Annotated in this window: 15 protein-coding genes; 4 read left to right on the top strand and 11 right to left on the bottom strand. The window is 67.5% G+C overall.

The window, feature by feature from the left end; all coding sequences use genetic code 11:
* Window positions 1-1,166, bottom strand: a 1,166-nt coding sequence (locus KDJ86_RS03385) for a serine hydrolase domain-containing protein (protein WP_291742923.1), incomplete at its 3' end; no start/stop codon positions are given.
* A gap of 149 nt (window positions 1,167-1,315) precedes the next feature.
* On the opposite strand from KDJ86_RS03385, the gene aceB reads away from it, so the two are divergent.
* Window positions 1,316-2,926, top strand: a complete 1,611-nt coding sequence (gene aceB, locus KDJ86_RS03380) for a malate synthase A (protein ID WP_291742921.1) — start codon at window positions 1,316-1,318, stop codon at window positions 2,924-2,926.
* 12 nt (window positions 2,927-2,938) lie between these two features.
* Here aceB and KDJ86_RS03375 read toward each other — a convergent pair whose 3' ends face one another.
* From KDJ86_RS03375 to KDJ86_RS03365, 3 genes are all read right to left on the bottom strand, one after another.
* A complete protein-coding gene (locus KDJ86_RS03375) occupies window positions 2,939-4,420 on the bottom strand; it encodes an MDR family MFS transporter (RefSeq protein ID WP_291742920.1) in 1,482 nt (493 codons plus the stop codon).
* Between the two features lie 114 nt (window positions 4,421-4,534).
* On the bottom strand, window positions 4,535-5,074 hold the full coding sequence (locus KDJ86_RS03370; RefSeq protein WP_291742925.1) for a L,D-transpeptidase: 540 nt from the start codon (window positions 5,072-5,074) through the stop codon (window positions 4,535-4,537).
* Window positions 5,075-5,385: 311 nt separating this feature from the next.
* Window positions 5,386-6,039, bottom strand: a complete 654-nt coding sequence (locus KDJ86_RS03365; protein ID WP_291742917.1) for a L,D-transpeptidase — start codon at window positions 6,037-6,039, stop codon at window positions 5,386-5,388.
* A gap of 296 nt (window positions 6,040-6,335) precedes the next feature.
* Between KDJ86_RS03365 and KDJ86_RS03360 the strand changes: the two genes are divergently transcribed.
* Entirely contained in the window at window positions 6,336-6,971 is a 636-nt protein-coding gene (locus tag KDJ86_RS03360) for a DNA-3-methyladenine glycosylase I (protein WP_291742915.1), read from the top strand.
* Between the two features lie 103 nt (window positions 6,972-7,074).
* On the opposite strand, the gene KDJ86_RS03355 is transcribed toward KDJ86_RS03360, so the two are convergent.
* The 6 genes from KDJ86_RS03355 to hisS all read right to left on the bottom strand — a co-directional run bounded on the left by KDJ86_RS03355 (window position 7,075) and on the right by hisS (window position 12,604).
* Window positions 7,075-7,236, bottom strand: a complete 162-nt coding sequence (locus KDJ86_RS03355) for a YjiS-like domain-containing protein (protein ID WP_291742912.1) — start codon at window positions 7,234-7,236, stop codon at window positions 7,075-7,077.
* A gap of 122 nt (window positions 7,237-7,358) precedes the next feature.
* Window positions 7,359-8,501, bottom strand: a complete 1,143-nt coding sequence (locus tag KDJ86_RS03350) for an ABC transporter substrate-binding protein (protein ID WP_291742909.1) — start codon at window positions 8,499-8,501, stop codon at window positions 7,359-7,361.
* Window positions 8,494-8,955, bottom strand: coding sequence for a hypothetical protein (locus KDJ86_RS03345; RefSeq protein ID WP_291742907.1), 462 nt, complete (start codon window positions 8,953-8,955; stop codon window positions 8,494-8,496). Before KDJ86_RS03345 ends, KDJ86_RS03350 begins: the two co-directional genes overlap by 8 nt.
* Before the next feature lie 6 nt (window positions 8,956-8,961).
* Window positions 8,962-9,708 carry an ATP phosphoribosyltransferase gene (gene hisG, locus KDJ86_RS03340; protein ID WP_367116742.1) on the bottom strand — a complete coding sequence of 249 codons (747 nt, stop codon included), beginning with the start codon at window positions 9,706-9,708 and terminating at the stop codon, window positions 8,962-8,964.
* Between the two features lie 52 nt (window positions 9,709-9,760).
* A complete protein-coding gene (locus KDJ86_RS03335) occupies window positions 9,761-10,852 on the bottom strand; it encodes an ATP phosphoribosyltransferase regulatory subunit (protein ID WP_291742904.1) in 1,092 nt (363 codons plus the stop codon).
* A gap of 273 nt (window positions 10,853-11,125) precedes the next feature.
* Window positions 11,126-12,604: a histidine--tRNA ligase gene (hisS, locus tag KDJ86_RS03330; RefSeq protein ID WP_291742901.1), complete on the bottom strand. Its 1,479-nt coding sequence runs from the start codon at window positions 12,602-12,604 to the stop codon at window positions 11,126-11,128.
* 199 nt (window positions 12,605-12,803) lie between these two features.
* Between hisS and KDJ86_RS03325 the strand changes: the two genes are divergently transcribed.
* Together KDJ86_RS03325 and KDJ86_RS03320 are read left to right on the top strand one after the other, a co-directional pair.
* Entirely contained in the window at window positions 12,804-13,238 is a 435-nt protein-coding gene (locus KDJ86_RS03325; RefSeq protein WP_291742898.1) for a Crp/Fnr family transcriptional regulator, read from the top strand.
* Between the two features lie 97 nt (window positions 13,239-13,335).
* The gene (locus tag KDJ86_RS03320) at window positions 13,336-13,770 is read left to right on the top strand and encodes a Crp/Fnr family transcriptional regulator (RefSeq protein WP_291742895.1); all 435 of its coding nucleotides are present in this window, start codon (window positions 13,336-13,338) and stop codon (window positions 13,768-13,770) included.
* Between the two features lie 104 nt (window positions 13,771-13,874).
* On the opposite strand, the gene groEL is transcribed toward KDJ86_RS03320, so the two are convergent.
* A partial coding sequence (gene groEL, locus KDJ86_RS03315) for a chaperonin GroEL (RefSeq protein ID WP_291742892.1) occupies window positions 13,875-14,791 on the bottom strand: 917 nt, incomplete at its 5' end.

Raw genomic sequence — 14,791 nt, 5'->3', positions numbered from 1 at the left:
GGGGCAAGCAGCGATGCGATCCCGGTCCACAGGACCTCGTGCGGCCGCGCATCGTCCGGCGTCCTGCCGCCGGATGTCGCCGCGACCGCGATCGCGATGCCGCGCTCGGGCAGAGTGGCGAAGGCGGCGGAATAGCCGGCGAACATCGGGTTCTGCATCACCCAGCCGTTGTTCACCACCAGCCCCATTGCGTAATAGACGGTGTCGTTGAACGGCTTCATGGCCGCCGTCTCGGGGCCGAGCTGGAGCGCATGGGAGGCATCGGAGAGCAGGCTGCCTTCGCCGATCGCGATGCCGGTCGCCATGAGGTCGTCGATGTCGGTGGTCATGATCGCGCCCCTGGCGAGCGTCCAGGACGGGTTCCAGTAGGTCGAATCCTCGACCATGCCGCGTTCGCCGGTATAGGCCTGAAGCACCGGCTGCTGGATGACGGGCGTATCCTCGCTCCGCGTGTTCTCGAGGCCAAGCGGATCGAGAATATAGCCCTTGATCAGCTCCGCGGTCGGCCTGCCCGTCGCCTTGGCGAGGATCTCGCCGAGGATGACGAAGTTGGTATGGGCATAGGCGAAGCAGGTGCCGGGATCGCAGACCATCGGTTGCGACAGGCCGATATCGATCAGTTCGCCGGGCGTATATTGCCGGAAGGGGTCTTCATAGAGCGGCAGGTAGTCGAGATTGACGTAGTCCGCGTAACCGGAGGTGGTGCTGATCAGCATCCTGAGCGTCACCGCGTCCGCCTTCGGATAGTCGGGGAACCACTTCGACACGGTGTCGTCGAGGCTGAGGGTTCCTTCCTCGACGAGGCGGAGGAGCACCGTCGAGAGGTAGGCCATCGCCACCGAGCCGTTGCGGAAATGCATGTCGGGCGTCGCCGGGATGCCGGCCATCGAGGTGCCGAAGGCCTGGCGGATGACTTGCGCATCGCCGACCCTGACGTCGACGATCACCGCCGTCAGGTCGAAATCCCGCGTCGCCTTCTCGACGATGCCGGTAATCTCGCTGGCGAGCTGGTCGACGCCGGCGCAATCGTCGCCGACCGGGATCATGCCATCGGTACAGTCGGCTTCGGCGGAGGCCGGCGCGGCAATCGCCGCCGCGGCAAGCGATACCCCGAGGGCAAGGCCCGCAATCCGGGTCGCTCCACTGGCATGGAATGGCTCGATCATGCGAAAACTCCCTTGGCTCATGCGACGGCGTGTGTAAGCGGCGCGCCGAGATACCGGATATACAAGCCGTTGGAGGCGGCCGCCCGCCTGTGCCATACAAGGCCGGCAGGGTTTAACGCGTTGTGAAGAACAGAGACGGAGTGGGGTGGATGTCGGTCGAGGAAGCTGCTGGAATCACTGTTCCGGGCGTCGAGGTGCGGGGCCCGTGGGGCGACCGCTACGGGGAAGTGCTGAATGACGAGACGCTGGCGTTTCTCGCCGATCTCCATCGCCGCTTCGATGCCACCCGCCAGAAGCTGCTGAAGCGCCGCGAGGAGCGCCAGAAGGCCTTCGACGCCGGCGGGCTGCCCGACTTCCTCGAAGAGACCCAGCACATCCGCGACGGCGACTGGAAGGTGTCGCCGATTCCCGCCGACATCCTCGATCGCCGCGTCGAGATCACCGGTCCGGTCGACCGCAAGATGATCATCAACGCGCTGAATTCCGGCGCCAAGGTCTTCATGGCGGATTTCGAGGACGCGACCTCGCCGACCTGGGCCAACCAGATCGAGGGGCAGATCAACCTCAAGGACCGCTGGGACGGCAAGATCGACTTCACCGATCCGGTGAGCGGCAAGGACTACAAGCTGACCGACAAGCCCGCCGTCCTGCTGATCCGCCCGCGCGGATGGCACCTGCCGGAGGACCACCTCTATGTCGACGGCCAGCCGATGTCCGGCGCGCTGTTCGATTTCGGCCTCTACTTCTTCCTCAACGCCAAAAAGGCGCTGGCGCAGGGCAGCGGGCCGTATTTCTACCTGCCCAAGATGGAGAGCCACCTCGAGGCGCGGCTGTGGAACGACGTCTTCATCCACGCCCAGGACATGGTCCAGATGCCGCGCCAGCACATCAAGGCGACGGTGCTGATCGAGACCCTGCCGGCCGCCTTCGAGATGGACGAGATCATCTACGAATTGCGCGAGCATATGGCCGGGCTGAATTGCGGTCGCTGGGACTACATCTTCTCCTTCATCAAGACGCTGCGGAAGAAGCCGGAATTCCTGCTCCCCGACCGCGGCCAGGTGGTGATGGGCAAGGCCTTCCTCGACGCCTATTCGGAGCTGCTGATCAAGACCTGTCACCGCCGCGGCGCCTTTGCCATGGGCGGCATGGCGGCCCAGATCCCCGATCGCCGCAATCCCGAGATCAACGAGGCGGCCTTCGCCAAGGTCCGTGCCGACAAGGAGCGCGAGGCGAGGAACGGCCACGACGGGACCTGGGTGGCGCATCCCGACCTGGTGCCGGTGGCGATGGAGGTGTTCGACAAATACATGCCGGCGCCGAACCAGCTCGACAAGCTGCGCGAGGACGTCTCGGTCAGCCAGAAGGACATGCTCGAGGTCCATGACGGGACGCGCAGCGTGCAGGGCATGCGCGACAATATCCGGGTCGGCGTCCAGTATATCGAGGCGTGGCTGAGGGGCCGCGGCGCGGTGCCGCTCTACAACCTGATGGAAGACGCGGCGACGGCCGAGATCAGCCGCTCCCAGATCTGGCAGCAGCTCCATTTCGGTTCGACCTTCGACGACGGCGAGAAGGCGACGGTCGAGCTTTTCGAGACCTGCCTTGCCGAGGAGATGGACCGGGTCAAGGAGGAGATCGGCGCCGACAACTACGCCGCCGGCCGCTTCCCCGAGGCGATCGAGCTGTTCCGGACGCTGTCCACCGCGGACGAGCTCAGCGCCTTCCTGACGTTGCCCGCCTACAAGCTGATCGAGTAGGGGCCAGGCGGGCTACCTGCTCTCCTCGATGAGGTCGAGCTGGGTGCGGAGCGGCAGTTCCTTCATCAATGCCTGGAAGACGAAGGCGAGGGCGAGGGCGATCGCGGCGGCGACGAAGACCCCGGTGAAGACATGGGCGAAGTCGACGCCGTTGCGGGTGCCTTCGAGGACCACCGTCTGCACCGAGGCGAGGTCGCCGCCGGCGGCGACCGAGGCGAGGAAGATCGCGCTGAACGCCGGCACCAGGATTGCGCCGCCGAGCGAACGGAAGAAATTCATGACGCCGGTCGCCGTGCCGAGCTGGCGGAGCGGCACGGCATTCTGGATCGACGTCGTGCCGACCGGGAAGATCGTACCGAGGCCGACGCCGATGACCGCGAGGATGACCTCGACCGCAACGAAGGAAAGGTCGCCCGGCCAGATGGCGAGGGCCAGCGTCGCCAGGGCCGCGATGGCCAGTCCCAGGACGGCGGTGAGCTTGTAGCGGGTGAAATGGACCATGACGCGCCCTGAAATGGTCGCGCCGGTGACCGCGCCGCCCATCAGGGCGATCAGCGCGACGCCGGAGGTCGCGGCAGTGAGGCCGAGCACGGCCTCGAAATAGAGCGGCATGAACACCGACAGCCCGACGAGCGAGCCGATCGCGAAGAACATCGCGATGACACCGTTGCGGACGACGGAATTGGCGAGCACGCTGAGCGGGATGAATGGCTCCCTGGCCTTGGCGAGGCGCAAGCTGAACAGGATCCAGCCGAGCACCGAGGCGGCGAACAGGCCTGCGATCTCGGCCGAATCCCAGGGGAAGGCGCTGCCGCCCCAGGTGAGCGCGAGAAGGAGGGAGACGGTCGCCGCGAGCATCAGGCCGGCGCCGACCAGGTCGAGCGTATGCGGATGCTCGTGGCGTGGCAGCAGCCTGAGGACGCGGCTGGTCATCACATAGGCTGCGACGCCGAGCGGCAGGTTGATCCAGAAGATCAAGGACCAATGGAGATATTCGGCGAACAGGCCGCCGAGCACCGGACCGGCGATCGAGGAGGTCGTGAAGACCGCCGCGAAATAGGCCTGGTAGCGGCCGCGTTCGCGCGGCGCGACGACGTCGCCGATGATCGTCTGGCCGAGCGAGATCAGCGCGCCGCCGCCGAGACCCTGGAAGGCGCGCGCCCCGATCAGCCAGTAGATGCTCGGCGACAGGGCGCAGGCCACGGAGCCGACCAGGAAGATCGAAATCGCCGCCATCAGCGTCACCCGGCGGCCGTGGATGTCGCTGAGCTTGCCGTAGAGCGGCGTCACCGAGGTCGAGGTGACGAGATAGGCGGTGACCACCCAGGAGAGGCTCTCGGCGTTGCCGAGATCGCGGCCGATGGTCGGCAGCGCCGTGACGACGATGGTCTGGTCCAGCGCCCCGAGCAGCATGGCCAGGACGACGCCGATCAGGATCGTCCGGATTTCGGCATGGCCGATTGGCGCGCCTGCAGGTGCCGCGGGGGAGGTCATCGACGGATCAACGGAACTCGCGGGTCGGGGGACGGACAGCCGCAACGGCGGTCATCGCCGCGACGGCGAAGACCTTATGGCAGACCGGTATTCGCGCCTCAAGGGCGGCGGAGCCTAAAGAACGATCACCTTGGCACCGACCTTGGTGCGGTTATAGAGGTCGATCACGTCCTTGTTGAGCATGCGGATGCATCCCGACGAGACGTTCAGGCCGATCGTCCAGGGCTCCGACGTGCCGTGAATCCGGTAGGCCGTGTCGTTGCCGCCCCGATAGAGGTAGAGCGCCCTCGCGCCGAGCGGGTTGCGGACGCCGCCTTCCATCTGGGCCGGAAGGATGCGGCCGCGCTTGCGCTCGCGCTCGACCATTTCCGGCGGCGGCGTCCACGTCGGCCATTCGGCCTTGCGGCCGACCTTCACCGTGCCGTTCCAGCCGAAGCCCTCGCGCCCGACGCCCACGCCATAGCGGATCGCCTTGCCGTTGCCGAGCACGTAATAGAGGAAATGCTGCCTCGGATCGACGATGATGGTGCCAGGCTTCTGGCTCGTCTTGTAGGACACCGTCTGCTTGCGATAGCGGAACGGCGCGATGCGGTTTTTCGAGACTTCTTCGGGATAGAAGGAGCCGCCATCGCCACCGGGCCCGCCGGTCTGCATGTTGGCGATCAGATCACGGAAGAATCCCGCCTCGGCCGGTGCGACAGTCGCGACCGCACCGATCAATGCCAAGCCGATTGCAAGCCTTCTGAACACCATGAGGCTTCCCCATTTGCCGCGGCGGCGCCGACCGGAGCGGGCGCGCGGCTTCCCTGACCAAGGCACAGAGTAACGGGACTCGGGGGCGACAGGCAACCGCTGTCGAATAACGTTGCGGTGAGGATTTGAGGGGCGCCCGCCGTATTTCCCCGCGAGCGCCCCCGTTGCCGCGGCCGTTCGGCGGCCGCCGCCCCCCGTATTCGAGGATCGGGCTACATGACGATGACCCTGGTTCCGACCGGAACCCGCTCGTAGAGGTCGACCACGTCTTCGTTGCGCATCCGGATGCATCCGGACGAAACCGCCTTGCCGATGGTCCAGGGCTGGTTCGAGCCGTGGATGCGGTAAAGCGTGTCGCCGAGATAGAGGGCGCGTGCGCCGAGCGGGTTGTCCGGACCGCCCTTCATCGAAGCCGGCAGGCCGGGCTCGCGCTCCCGCATCTCCTCGGGCGGCGTCCAGGTCGGCCACTCCGCCTTGGCGGTCACGGTGTGGGTGCCGGCCCATTCGAAGCCCGGCCGGCCGACGCCGACGCCGTAGCGCTTCGCCCTGCCACCATCGAGGACGAGGAAGAGGAATCGGTGACCGGTATCGATGACGATCGTGCCCGGCTTCTCGCCGCCGCGGTAGCGCACGATGGTCGGCAGGAATTCGGGGCGGATGCGCGGCGGAGCCGCTCTCGCCCGAGCCAGGGTCCGCGACCGGGTGACGGTCGGCCGGGCGCCCGGCTTTGTCTGGCGCAGCCACGGTGCCGCAAGATCCGGGCTGAGGACCGCCGGCGGCCGCGGTACGCTGAAGCCCTGGCCGGCCTCGGCGACGCCGCCCAATCCGGATGCGACACACGCAAACACAAGAAGGAGGGACTTCATGCAACCACCCGACGCGTCACGACCGGACCCTGCGGCCGGTTCACTCATTCATGTCAGGAAGCGGCCGGGAGAATGACGCTTTCCCGGTGGTTTGTTTTCTTGGGGCCGTTCCTCGTCACTACTCTGACGGCAAATCCCAACCGAATGGTGAACGGCACCTTGCCGCTCCGTGGCACCGGCATCCGCCCCGAGATCATGGTTAACAGACCCTTGCCAGCCCCTGTCAGCAGCGCCGGCGCAGGCACCTTCCGGTGGCGGTCGACTCATGCAATGCATCGGCGCGTGGAGAAAAGGCGATGACCGGGAAAGATGGCCTCGCTGTCGGCGAGGACGGCAGGAAGCGATGCGTCTGGGGTGGCAGCACGCCCGATTATGCCGTGTACCATGACCGGGAATGGGGGCGGCCGGTCGACGACGACATCCGGCTGTTCGAGAAGATCTGCCTCGAAGGCTTCCAGTCGGGACTGTCGTGGCTGACGATCCTCAGGAAGCGCGAGAATTTCCGTAAGGCCTTCGCCGGCTTCGACTTCCGCAAGGTGGCGCGCTTTGGCGACAGGGATGTCGAGCGGCTGCTTGGCGATGCCGGGATCGTCCGTCACCGCGGCAAGATCGAATCGACGATCAACAATGCCAGGCGGGCGGTCGAGCTGGTGGAAGCGGAAGGCTCGCTCGCCGCCTTCGTCTGGCGCTACGAGCCCGACCCGAAGACGCGGCCGAAGCGGCTCGACTGGGAAACGCTGCGGGCGATGCCCAAAACGCCGGAATCCGCCGCCCTTTCGAAAGAATTGAAGAAGCGCGGCTGGAGCTTTGTCGGACCGACGACGATCTACGCCTTCATGCAGGGCGTCGGCATCGTCAACGACCACGTCGACGGCTGCTTCTGCCGGGCGGAGGTCGAACGCCAGCGCAAGGCCTTCAGGCGACCGGCCTGAGCGGCCCGGATACGACAAAGGGCGGCTTGTGGCCGCCCAGGGTCGTACGGATCGGGAAGGGCGTCGCGATCAAGGCGACGGGTCCGGTCGATCGCGTCGGGGTTCAGCGCCGGTGAGCCATTTCGCGCGCGTGGCGCGGAATGTCGGCGCGGCTGAAGCCCATGTCGGCAAGCTGCCGATCGCTCATCTCACTGAGCACCTGGGTGAACCGGGCGGCCTGGAAGCGTTCGGAAACGCCGGAGAAGTAGTTCGAGAAACGAGACATCATAGTCCTCCTTTGATGCTCGGAATGTAGGCGCGCCGCAGGCCGGCAAAAGAGCGAATGCTGCAATGCAGCATTGCGCCGGATGCGATGCTCGTGGTGGCGAAGCGACCGCCGATCGCGGGTCAGGGTGGCGGGATGCGGGTCGGCAGGAGACTGCCGAGGAAATGGCGGGCGCCGCCGGATATCTCGACGATTGATACCGACTTGGTGGGGATGCGGCTGCCGTCCTGGTAGCTCAGGCTTCCCGTTACGCCCTCGAGGCGGACGCCGGGAAGGGCCGAGAGGACGTCGGCCGGGTCGTCGCTGCCGGCCCTGGCGACGGCGGCGAGCAGGAGGTTGACCGTGTCGTATCCGAGCGCCGCGAAGGCGTCCGGCTCGTCGCCCGGGTAGGCCTTGGCGAAGGCGTCGCGGAAGGCGATGACCTTCGGATCGGTGTTGTCGGCGCCGAGATAGGCGTGGGTGGTGAAGTAGACCGCGTCGATATCGGGATGGCCCTGCCAGGGCCCCTCGGAATCGAAGCCGTCGCCGCCGAGGACCGGTGTCGCGATCCCGTTTTGCCTGATGAGGGCGGTCATGGCGACCGCGTCCTCCGGGCCGGCGGCGACATAGATGATGTCGGCGGCGGGCAGGTCGGCCAGGGCCTCGTCGTAGGAGCCTGGCGCGTAGCCACGCGACAGCAGAACCTTTCCGCCGAGCTCGCGGAAGCGCGTCTCGAAATACCCGTGAAGCAACTGGGCGTAGGACATGGTTGCGTTGAACAGGACAACCGCCGTACGCGCGCCTCGCCGGCCATACGCCCATTCGGCTCCCGCCGCCGCCTGTACGTTGTCGCCGAAGCAGGCGAGGAACAGGTAGGTGGGGACTTCGGCCGGAAGCTCGGGCGACGTGGCGCCCGAGGTGACGAAGAGCCGGCCATGGCGGGCCGCGACCGGCGCGGCAGCGAGCAGCATGTCGGTGTCCGAAAGGCCGAGCAGGGCCGTCACCATGGGATGGGTGTCGAAGAGTGCGCCGGTACGCTCGACGATCACTTCCGGCGCCGTTTCGCCATCGACGACGACGAGATCGACCATCCGTCCGAGGACACCGCCCTTGCGGTTCGCCTCGTCCGCCGCGAGGCGCGCGCCGCGTGAAGAAGGAATATCGAGGCCGGCTTGCGAGCCGGTGAGGTTGTAGACGGCGCCGAGCACGACATCGGGTTCCGCCGATGCCCCGCAGGACATCGCCAATGCGGCCAGCAAGGCAAGGTACCCGAGTGGTCTATGCACTGCCGTCACCCCTCAGCCCGATCGCCCCGTCACCCCGAGGCGGAAGGCTGGCAGCATAGCCCTTGAGCTGCCGCTGCGCGCCCTGCCGGCTGTCGAAGACGATCTGGAGCCAGTTCGCTTCGGCAAGCGCGAAGCCCGTTTCATGGCGCTGGACGATGCGCTCGTAGCTCCGCCAGCCCTTGCCGGCGTCGTCGAGGACATGGCCGGCGGCGGCAAGCGCCGGCCCGACGACAGCAGTAACGATTTCATCGATCGCCGCGGCCGCGGCGTCGGGATCGTCGGGAACGGTGACGACGAAGTTGAGGCGCGAGTGCGGGCCGAGCTTGGGGTAGGGCTCCCAGCCGACTCGCGAGACCTCCAGACCTTCGGCCGCGACGAAGCGATCGAGGATCGCCCGCGCCTCGGTTTCGTCCGGCGTGTCGACGTGGAGCGAAGCCGAGGCGAGGAGAGGCATGGGCGATCAGCCGGCGGGCTTGCCGAGCCGGCCGAGGAGGGCGCGGAAGCTCCGCTTCGGGGCGAGCCGGCCAAGCATGGTCTGGAGCGCGACAAGCTGGCCGGCGCCCCAGTCCGCGTCGCGGCTCGCGACCAAATGCGCCTCGGATTTCAGGATGACGCCGTCGGCGAGGATCTTGAGGCCGTTATCGCGGAGCGTCGCGCCGGTCGAGGTGATGTCGACGATCAGGTCCGCCGCGCCGGTCGCCGGCGCGCCCTCCGTCGCGCCGAGGCTCTCGACGATGCGGTAGTCGGCGATGCCGTGGCCGGCGAAGAAGCGCCGGGTGATGGTGATATATTTGGTGGCGACCGTCAGCCGCCGCCCGTGGCGGGGCCGGAAGCCGGCGGCGACGTCATCGAGGTCCTCCATGGTGACGACGTCGATCCACGCCTCGGGGACGGCGACCACGACGTCGCAATGGCCGAAGCCGAGGGGCAGGACGAGGTCGGTCCGCGTCGCGAAATCGGGCACCGATTCCTCGACCTGGTCGCGGCCGGTAATGCCGAGATGGACCGCCCCGGCGCCGATCTCGCGGGCGATCTCGGGCGCGGAGAGGAAGGCGATCTCGACGTCGTCGATGCCCGCGATGACGCCCCGATAGCTGCGCTCGGCCCCTTGCTGGGCGACCTCGAGCCCGGCCCTGGCAAAGAGCGCCGCGCTGTCCTTCTGCAGCCGCCCCTTGGACGGAATGGCGACGACCAGCGGCGCGGTCATGACACCCTCCATGAGACGCCCCGCACTGTCTCTTGTGGCAGATACAAGGAGATCACGGTGCTTTGTCTCCGCCATTGGCGATCCGGTCGAGCCAGACGGCGAAGCCGACCGCCGGAACCGCGCCGGTGTCGCCGATCAGCGCCACGAGGCTGTCGTAGCGGCCGCCGCCGACGATCTGCTTCGCGCCGCGGCGACGGGAGGCATGCATCTCGAAGACGAAGCCGGTGTAATAGTCGAGCCGCCGGCCGAAGTCGGCGGCGAAGGCGAGGCCATCGAGGTCGATGTCGCGGGCGGCGAAAGCCGCGAGCCGGGCCTCGAAGCCGTCGAGCGCCTTCGCGGCGTCGAGCCGGTTGCGGCGGAAGAGGCCACGAGCTTCTTTCAGTGCCTGGGCCGGCGGCCCGACAATATCGAGGTAGTCGCCGAGGATGCGGGCCGGACGGACCCCGATGCCGGCGGCCAGCGCCGTCTTCTCGACCATGCGCTCGGCGATCTCGTCGGCGGTCCGGCCGCCGATGGTGCCGAGCCCGGTGGCGGCAAGCATCGCGGCGGCCTTCTTCCTGGTCGCGGCGCGGCTCATGGCAGCGGCGCCGGCCGTGCTCTGGGGCACGCCATCGGCGGCACGTGCGATGAGTTCCCTCAACCGCGATGCGTCGCCGAAGGTGCGGGCGAGGCGGCGGCGCCAGGGCCGGCTGAGGTCGAGCCTGTCGAGCAGCGCGGCGAAGAGCGCGGAATCGCCGATCCGAACGATCGGCCTGCGGACGCCGAGGCAATCGACGGCGGCCAGCGCCAGCTTCAGCATATCGGCGTCGGCGGCGACGCGGTCGGTCCGCCCGAGGGATTCGACGCCGGCCTGGAGGAACTCGCTCGCCTCGTCGCTCCGCTGGCGGAAGACCGGGCCGAGATAGGCATAGCCGGCGCGACGCCGCGCCGGGACCCCGGCGAGGTGGTGGAGGCAGACCGGGATCGTGTAGTCGGGCCTGAGCGCCATTTCCCGGCCGTCGGCCGCGGTGGTGAGAAACAGGCGGCGGCGCAGGTCCTCGCCGGCAAGCTCGACGAAGACATCCGCCGCGTGCAGGATCGGCGGCTCGACGAAGGCATAGCCGGCATCGGCGAAGAGGGCGCGGAGGGGGGCGTAGGCGGTCATCGTTGCGCCCTGCCCATAGTGTCGCCGATGTGCGTCCTTCGAGGCCGCCTTCGGCGGCACCTCAGGATGGCGAGGGGGGGTGTTTCGGATCGCGGTTCGGTCAGCGCCGAGTTGCTGCCACGGGCTCCCCCCTCGCCATCCTGAGGTGCTCCGCGAAGCGGAGCCTCGAAGGACGCAACTATCCGGCCCACAAAAGACGTGGATGGCCGGGACAAGCCCGGCCATGACGGTAGTGGGGTGAGCGGAGGAGCGCCAAGCATGACCAGTCAGCCCTCAGCCCTCGTCGACGATGCGGCGGATCGCGTCCACCAGGCCGTCGACCGCGACCTCGAACTGGCCCGGCCGCTCCGTCTTCCACGCCTCGTGATCGGAAATGCCCTCGGCGAGCGCCTTGCCGAGCGCCAGGTCCTTGACCTGGACGACGCCGCGCGCCTTCTCGTCGTCGCCCTGGATGATCGCCGCCGGGGCGTTGCGCCTGTCGGCGTACTTGAGCTGCTTGCCGAGATTCCGGGTGGCGCCGAGATAGAGCTCGGCGGCGATATCGGCGTTGCGGAGGAGGGTGACCAGCTTCTGGTAGTCGCCGAGCCGCTCGTGGTCCATGACGGTGACGACCACCGGGCCGGCCGCCGTGCGGGTGTCGATCCGGCCGAGCGCGGCGAGCGCCGCCTGGAGCCGCGAGACGCCGATCGAGAAGCCCGTCGCCGGGACCTCTTCCTTCATGAAGCGGCCGACCAGCCCGTCATAGCGGCCGCCGCCGCCGACCGAGCCGAAGACCACCGGCTGGCCCTTCTCGTTGGGGATTTCGGCCAGGAGTTCCGCCTCGAAGACCGGACCGGTGTAATATTCGAGGCCGCGGACGACCGACGGGTCGATGACGACGCGGTCGTCATAGCCCGCCGCCTCGATCATCAGCGCGATATATTCCAGCTCCTCGCGGCCCGCCTGCCCCGTCGCGGATCTGGCCAGGTTCAGATCGATCGACGCGATCGTATCCTCGGATTCCGTGTCGGTATCGAGGATGCCAAGCACGGTTTCGATGGCTGCCTCGCCGAGACCGGCACCCCTGGTGAAATCGCCTTCACCCTCCACGCCACCGTCCCAGCGGCCCGGTCCGAGGAGCTGGCGAACGCCCGCAATGCCGAGGCGGTCGAGCTTGTCGATGGCGCGGAGCACGGTGAGCTTCTGGTGATCCTCGGTGACGCCGATCGCCTCCATGACGCCGTCGAGGACCTTGCGGCTGTTGACCTTGATCAGGTACTGGCCGCGCGGGATGCCCAGCGCTTCCAGGGTATCCGCCGCCATCATGCAGATCTCGGCATCGGCGGCCGGCGAGGCGGCGCCGACCGTATCGGCGTCGAACTGCATGAACTGGCGGAAGCGGCCGGGGCCGGGCTTCTCGTTGCGGAAGACCCAGCCGAAGCGGTAGCTGCGATAGGGGCGCGGCAGGTCCTTGTGGTTCTCGGCGAAGTAGCGGGCAAGCGGCGCGGTCAGGTCGTAGCGGAGCGACGTCCACTGCTCGTCGTCGTCCTGCAGCGAGAAGACGCCCTCGTTCGGCCGGTCCTGGTCGGGCAGGAACTTGCCGAGCGCTTCGGTATATTCGAGGAAGGGCGTTTCCACCGGCTCGAAGCCGTAGCGCTCGTAGACCGAGCGGATGGTCGCGACCATCGCTTCCGTGGCGCGGATTTCGGCCGCGATACGGTCGGCGAAGCCGCGCGGCAGGCGCGCCTTGATGAGGGTCTTGTCGGCCGGCATCGGATAATTCCAGACAGGCGTTGATCTTGCGCTGGGCGGCATTTCCGCCACTCGCGGCGTCGGACTAGCGCATCATTATGAAAGCGGCAAGGTTACCGGCAATTTTGGCCGCCCGGCACGTCTGACCCGTTGCCGGGACACCAATATTAAATCAAGGGCGACTATGGCTTTCGGGACGTCGAGACGCGAGGAGGCCGCAATGAATGGAGTGATCGAGGACGGGATCGCGGCGGCGATGGGCAGGGCCGGCGTCCCGGTCAGGACCTATCACCAGGGCGCCGTCGTCTTCGTCAAGGATGACGAGGCCGATTGCGCCTATGTCGTGAAGACCGGACGGGTGGAAATTCGGGAGAAGGGACGGGTGCTTGAGAGCATCGGCCCGGGCGAGATCTTCGGCGAGGTCGGGATGATCGACCGTGGCCGGCGCAGCGCCTCCGCGGTCGCCATCGAGCCGACCGAAGTCCATATGATCGACCGGGAGGCCTTCGACCGCCTGGTGCGCGGCGACGCCGAGTTCTCCCTCGCCATCATGCGCGACCTGGCGCGGCGGCTGCGATCGATGAATGCCCATCAGAGCCCGCCGACCGGGCTGCCGCTCGCGCCGGGCCTCGGCGGCCGGCGATCGGCGGGCTGAAATCGGACAAAGCCCGTCAATTTGAATCGTCCGGTCATCGCTTTGTTAAGGGGGGCCGGACAGGATGCGTATCGCAACAAAGAACAGGGAGCGACGGATGCCGGATACGACATTCGATATCGAAGTCATCGCGGCGGCGGACCTCGGGGTCGTCCCGCTTCTTGACGGCAAGCCGGTATTCTCGAAGGGCGATGCGGCCGACTGCGCCTATATCGTCAAATGCGGCTCGGTCGAGATTCGCGGCGCCGATTGCGCCATCGAGGTGGTCGGCCCTGGCGAGATTTTCGGGACGGCCGCGCTGATCGACGACCGCACCCGTTCCTGCTCGGCCGTTGCGGTGGGGGCAACCGAGGTGATCCCGATTCCCGACTCGCTCTTCCACTCGCTGCTCCGCGACGACCCCGACTTCGCGATGACGATCATCCGGCTGGTGGTGCGGCGGCTGCGGGCGACGCTCGCCCAGCTCGACGGCTCCGGCGCGGTACGGCCGGCATCCATGCTTTCGCCGGAGCGATCTCGCGTCTCGGCCTGACTCCGGTCAAACCGACAGGGACATGAAAAAGGGCGCGGAGACATCCGCGCCCTTCGTTTTGCCGTCGGCTATGGCCGGACCTCGGGTCAAGCCCGAGGACGGACTTAGAAGTCCATGCCGCCCATGCCGCCCATGCCGCCGCCACCGGGCATCGGCATCGGAGCTTCCTTCTTCGGCACCTCGGCGACCATCGCTTCGGTGGTCACCAGCAGGCCGGCGACGGAAGAGGCGTCCTGCAGGGCGGTCCGCACGACCTTGGTCGGGTCGATGATACCGGCCGAGACCATGTCCTTGTAGGCCTCGTCCTGCGCGTCGAAGCCGAAGGTGTCGGCCTTGCTCTCCAGAACCTTGGAGACGACGATCGAACCCTCGACACCGGCATTCTGCGCGATCTGGCGGATCGGCGTCTCAAGCGCGCGGAGCACGATGTTGATGCCGGCCTGGACGTCGGCGTTGTCGGAGTTGAGCTTGCCGACCGCCTTCTTGGCGCGGAGCAGCGCGACGCCACCGCCGGGAACGATGCCTTCCTCGACCGCCGCGCGGGTGGCGTTGAGGGCGTCGTCGACGCGGTCCTTCTTCTCCTTCACCTCGACCTCGGTCGCACCGCCGACGCGGATGACGGCGACGCCGCCGGCGAGCTTGGCCAGACGCTCCTGCAGCTTCTCGCGATCGTAGTCGGAGGTGGTCTCCTCGATCTGCTGCTTGATCTGGTTGATGCGCGCCTCGATCTCCTTCTTCTTGCCGGAGCCGTCGACGATCGTGGTGTTCTCCTTGGAGATGTTCACCCGCTTCGCCTTGCCGAGCATGTCGAGGGTGACGCTCTCAAGCTTGATGCCGAGGTCCTCGGAGATGACCTGACCGCCGGTCAGCACCGCGATGTCCTCGAGCATCGCCTTGCGGCGATCGCCGAAGCCCGGAGCCTTGACGGCCGCGACCTTCAGGCCGCCGCGGAGCTTGTTGACGACGAGCGTGGCAAGCGCCTCGCCCTCGACGTCCTCGGCGATGATCAGCAGCGGACGCG

It is taken from the genome of Bauldia sp. (assembly GCF_020442045.1).
GTDB lineage: Bacteria > Pseudomonadota > Alphaproteobacteria > Rhizobiales > Kaistiaceae > Bauldia.
The sequence above is the reverse complement of the archived record's forward strand: the minus strand, read 5'-3'. Positions and strand labels throughout refer to the sequence as shown.

What these genes read in the sequence shown, in the direction of transcription:
- KDJ86_RS03365 (WP_291742917.1), bottom strand. Translation starts at nt 6,039, where the DNA reads ATGAAGTCCCTCCTTCTTGTGTTTGCGTGTGTCGCATCCGGATTGGGC.
- hisG (WP_367116742.1), bottom strand. Translation starts at nt 9,708, where the DNA reads ATGACCGCGCCGCTGGTCGTCGCCATTCCGTCCAAGGGGCGGCTGCAG.
- hisS (WP_291742901.1), bottom strand. Translation starts at nt 12,604, where the DNA reads ATGCCGGCCGACAAGACCCTCATCAAGGCGCGCCTGCCGCGCGGCTTC.
- KDJ86_RS03375 (WP_291742920.1), bottom strand. Translation starts at nt 4,420, where the DNA reads ATGACCTCCCCCGCGGCACCTGCAGGCGCGCCAATCGGCCATGCCGAA.
- aceB (WP_291742921.1), top strand. Translation starts at nt 1,316, where the DNA reads ATGTCGGTCGAGGAAGCTGCTGGAATCACTGTTCCGGGCGTCGAGGTG.
- KDJ86_RS03370 (WP_291742925.1), bottom strand. Translation starts at nt 5,074, where the DNA reads ATGCAGACCGGCGGGCCCGGTGGCGATGGCGGCTCCTTCTATCCCGAA.
- KDJ86_RS03360 (WP_291742915.1), top strand. Translation starts at nt 6,336, where the DNA reads ATGACCGGGAAAGATGGCCTCGCTGTCGGCGAGGACGGCAGGAAGCGA.
- KDJ86_RS03355 (WP_291742912.1), bottom strand. Translation starts at nt 7,236, where the DNA reads ATGTCTCGTTTCTCGAACTACTTCTCCGGCGTTTCCGAACGCTTCCAG.
- KDJ86_RS03335 (WP_291742904.1), bottom strand. Translation starts at nt 10,852, where the DNA reads ATGACCGCCTACGCCCCCCTCCGCGCCCTCTTCGCCGATGCCGGCTAT.
- KDJ86_RS03325 (WP_291742898.1), top strand. Translation starts at nt 12,804, where the DNA reads ATGAATGGAGTGATCGAGGACGGGATCGCGGCGGCGATGGGCAGGGCC.
- KDJ86_RS03320 (WP_291742895.1), top strand. Translation starts at nt 13,336, where the DNA reads ATGCCGGATACGACATTCGATATCGAAGTCATCGCGGCGGCGGACCTC.
- KDJ86_RS03345 (WP_291742907.1), bottom strand. Translation starts at nt 8,955, where the DNA reads ATGCCTCTCCTCGCCTCGGCTTCGCTCCACGTCGACACGCCGGACGAA.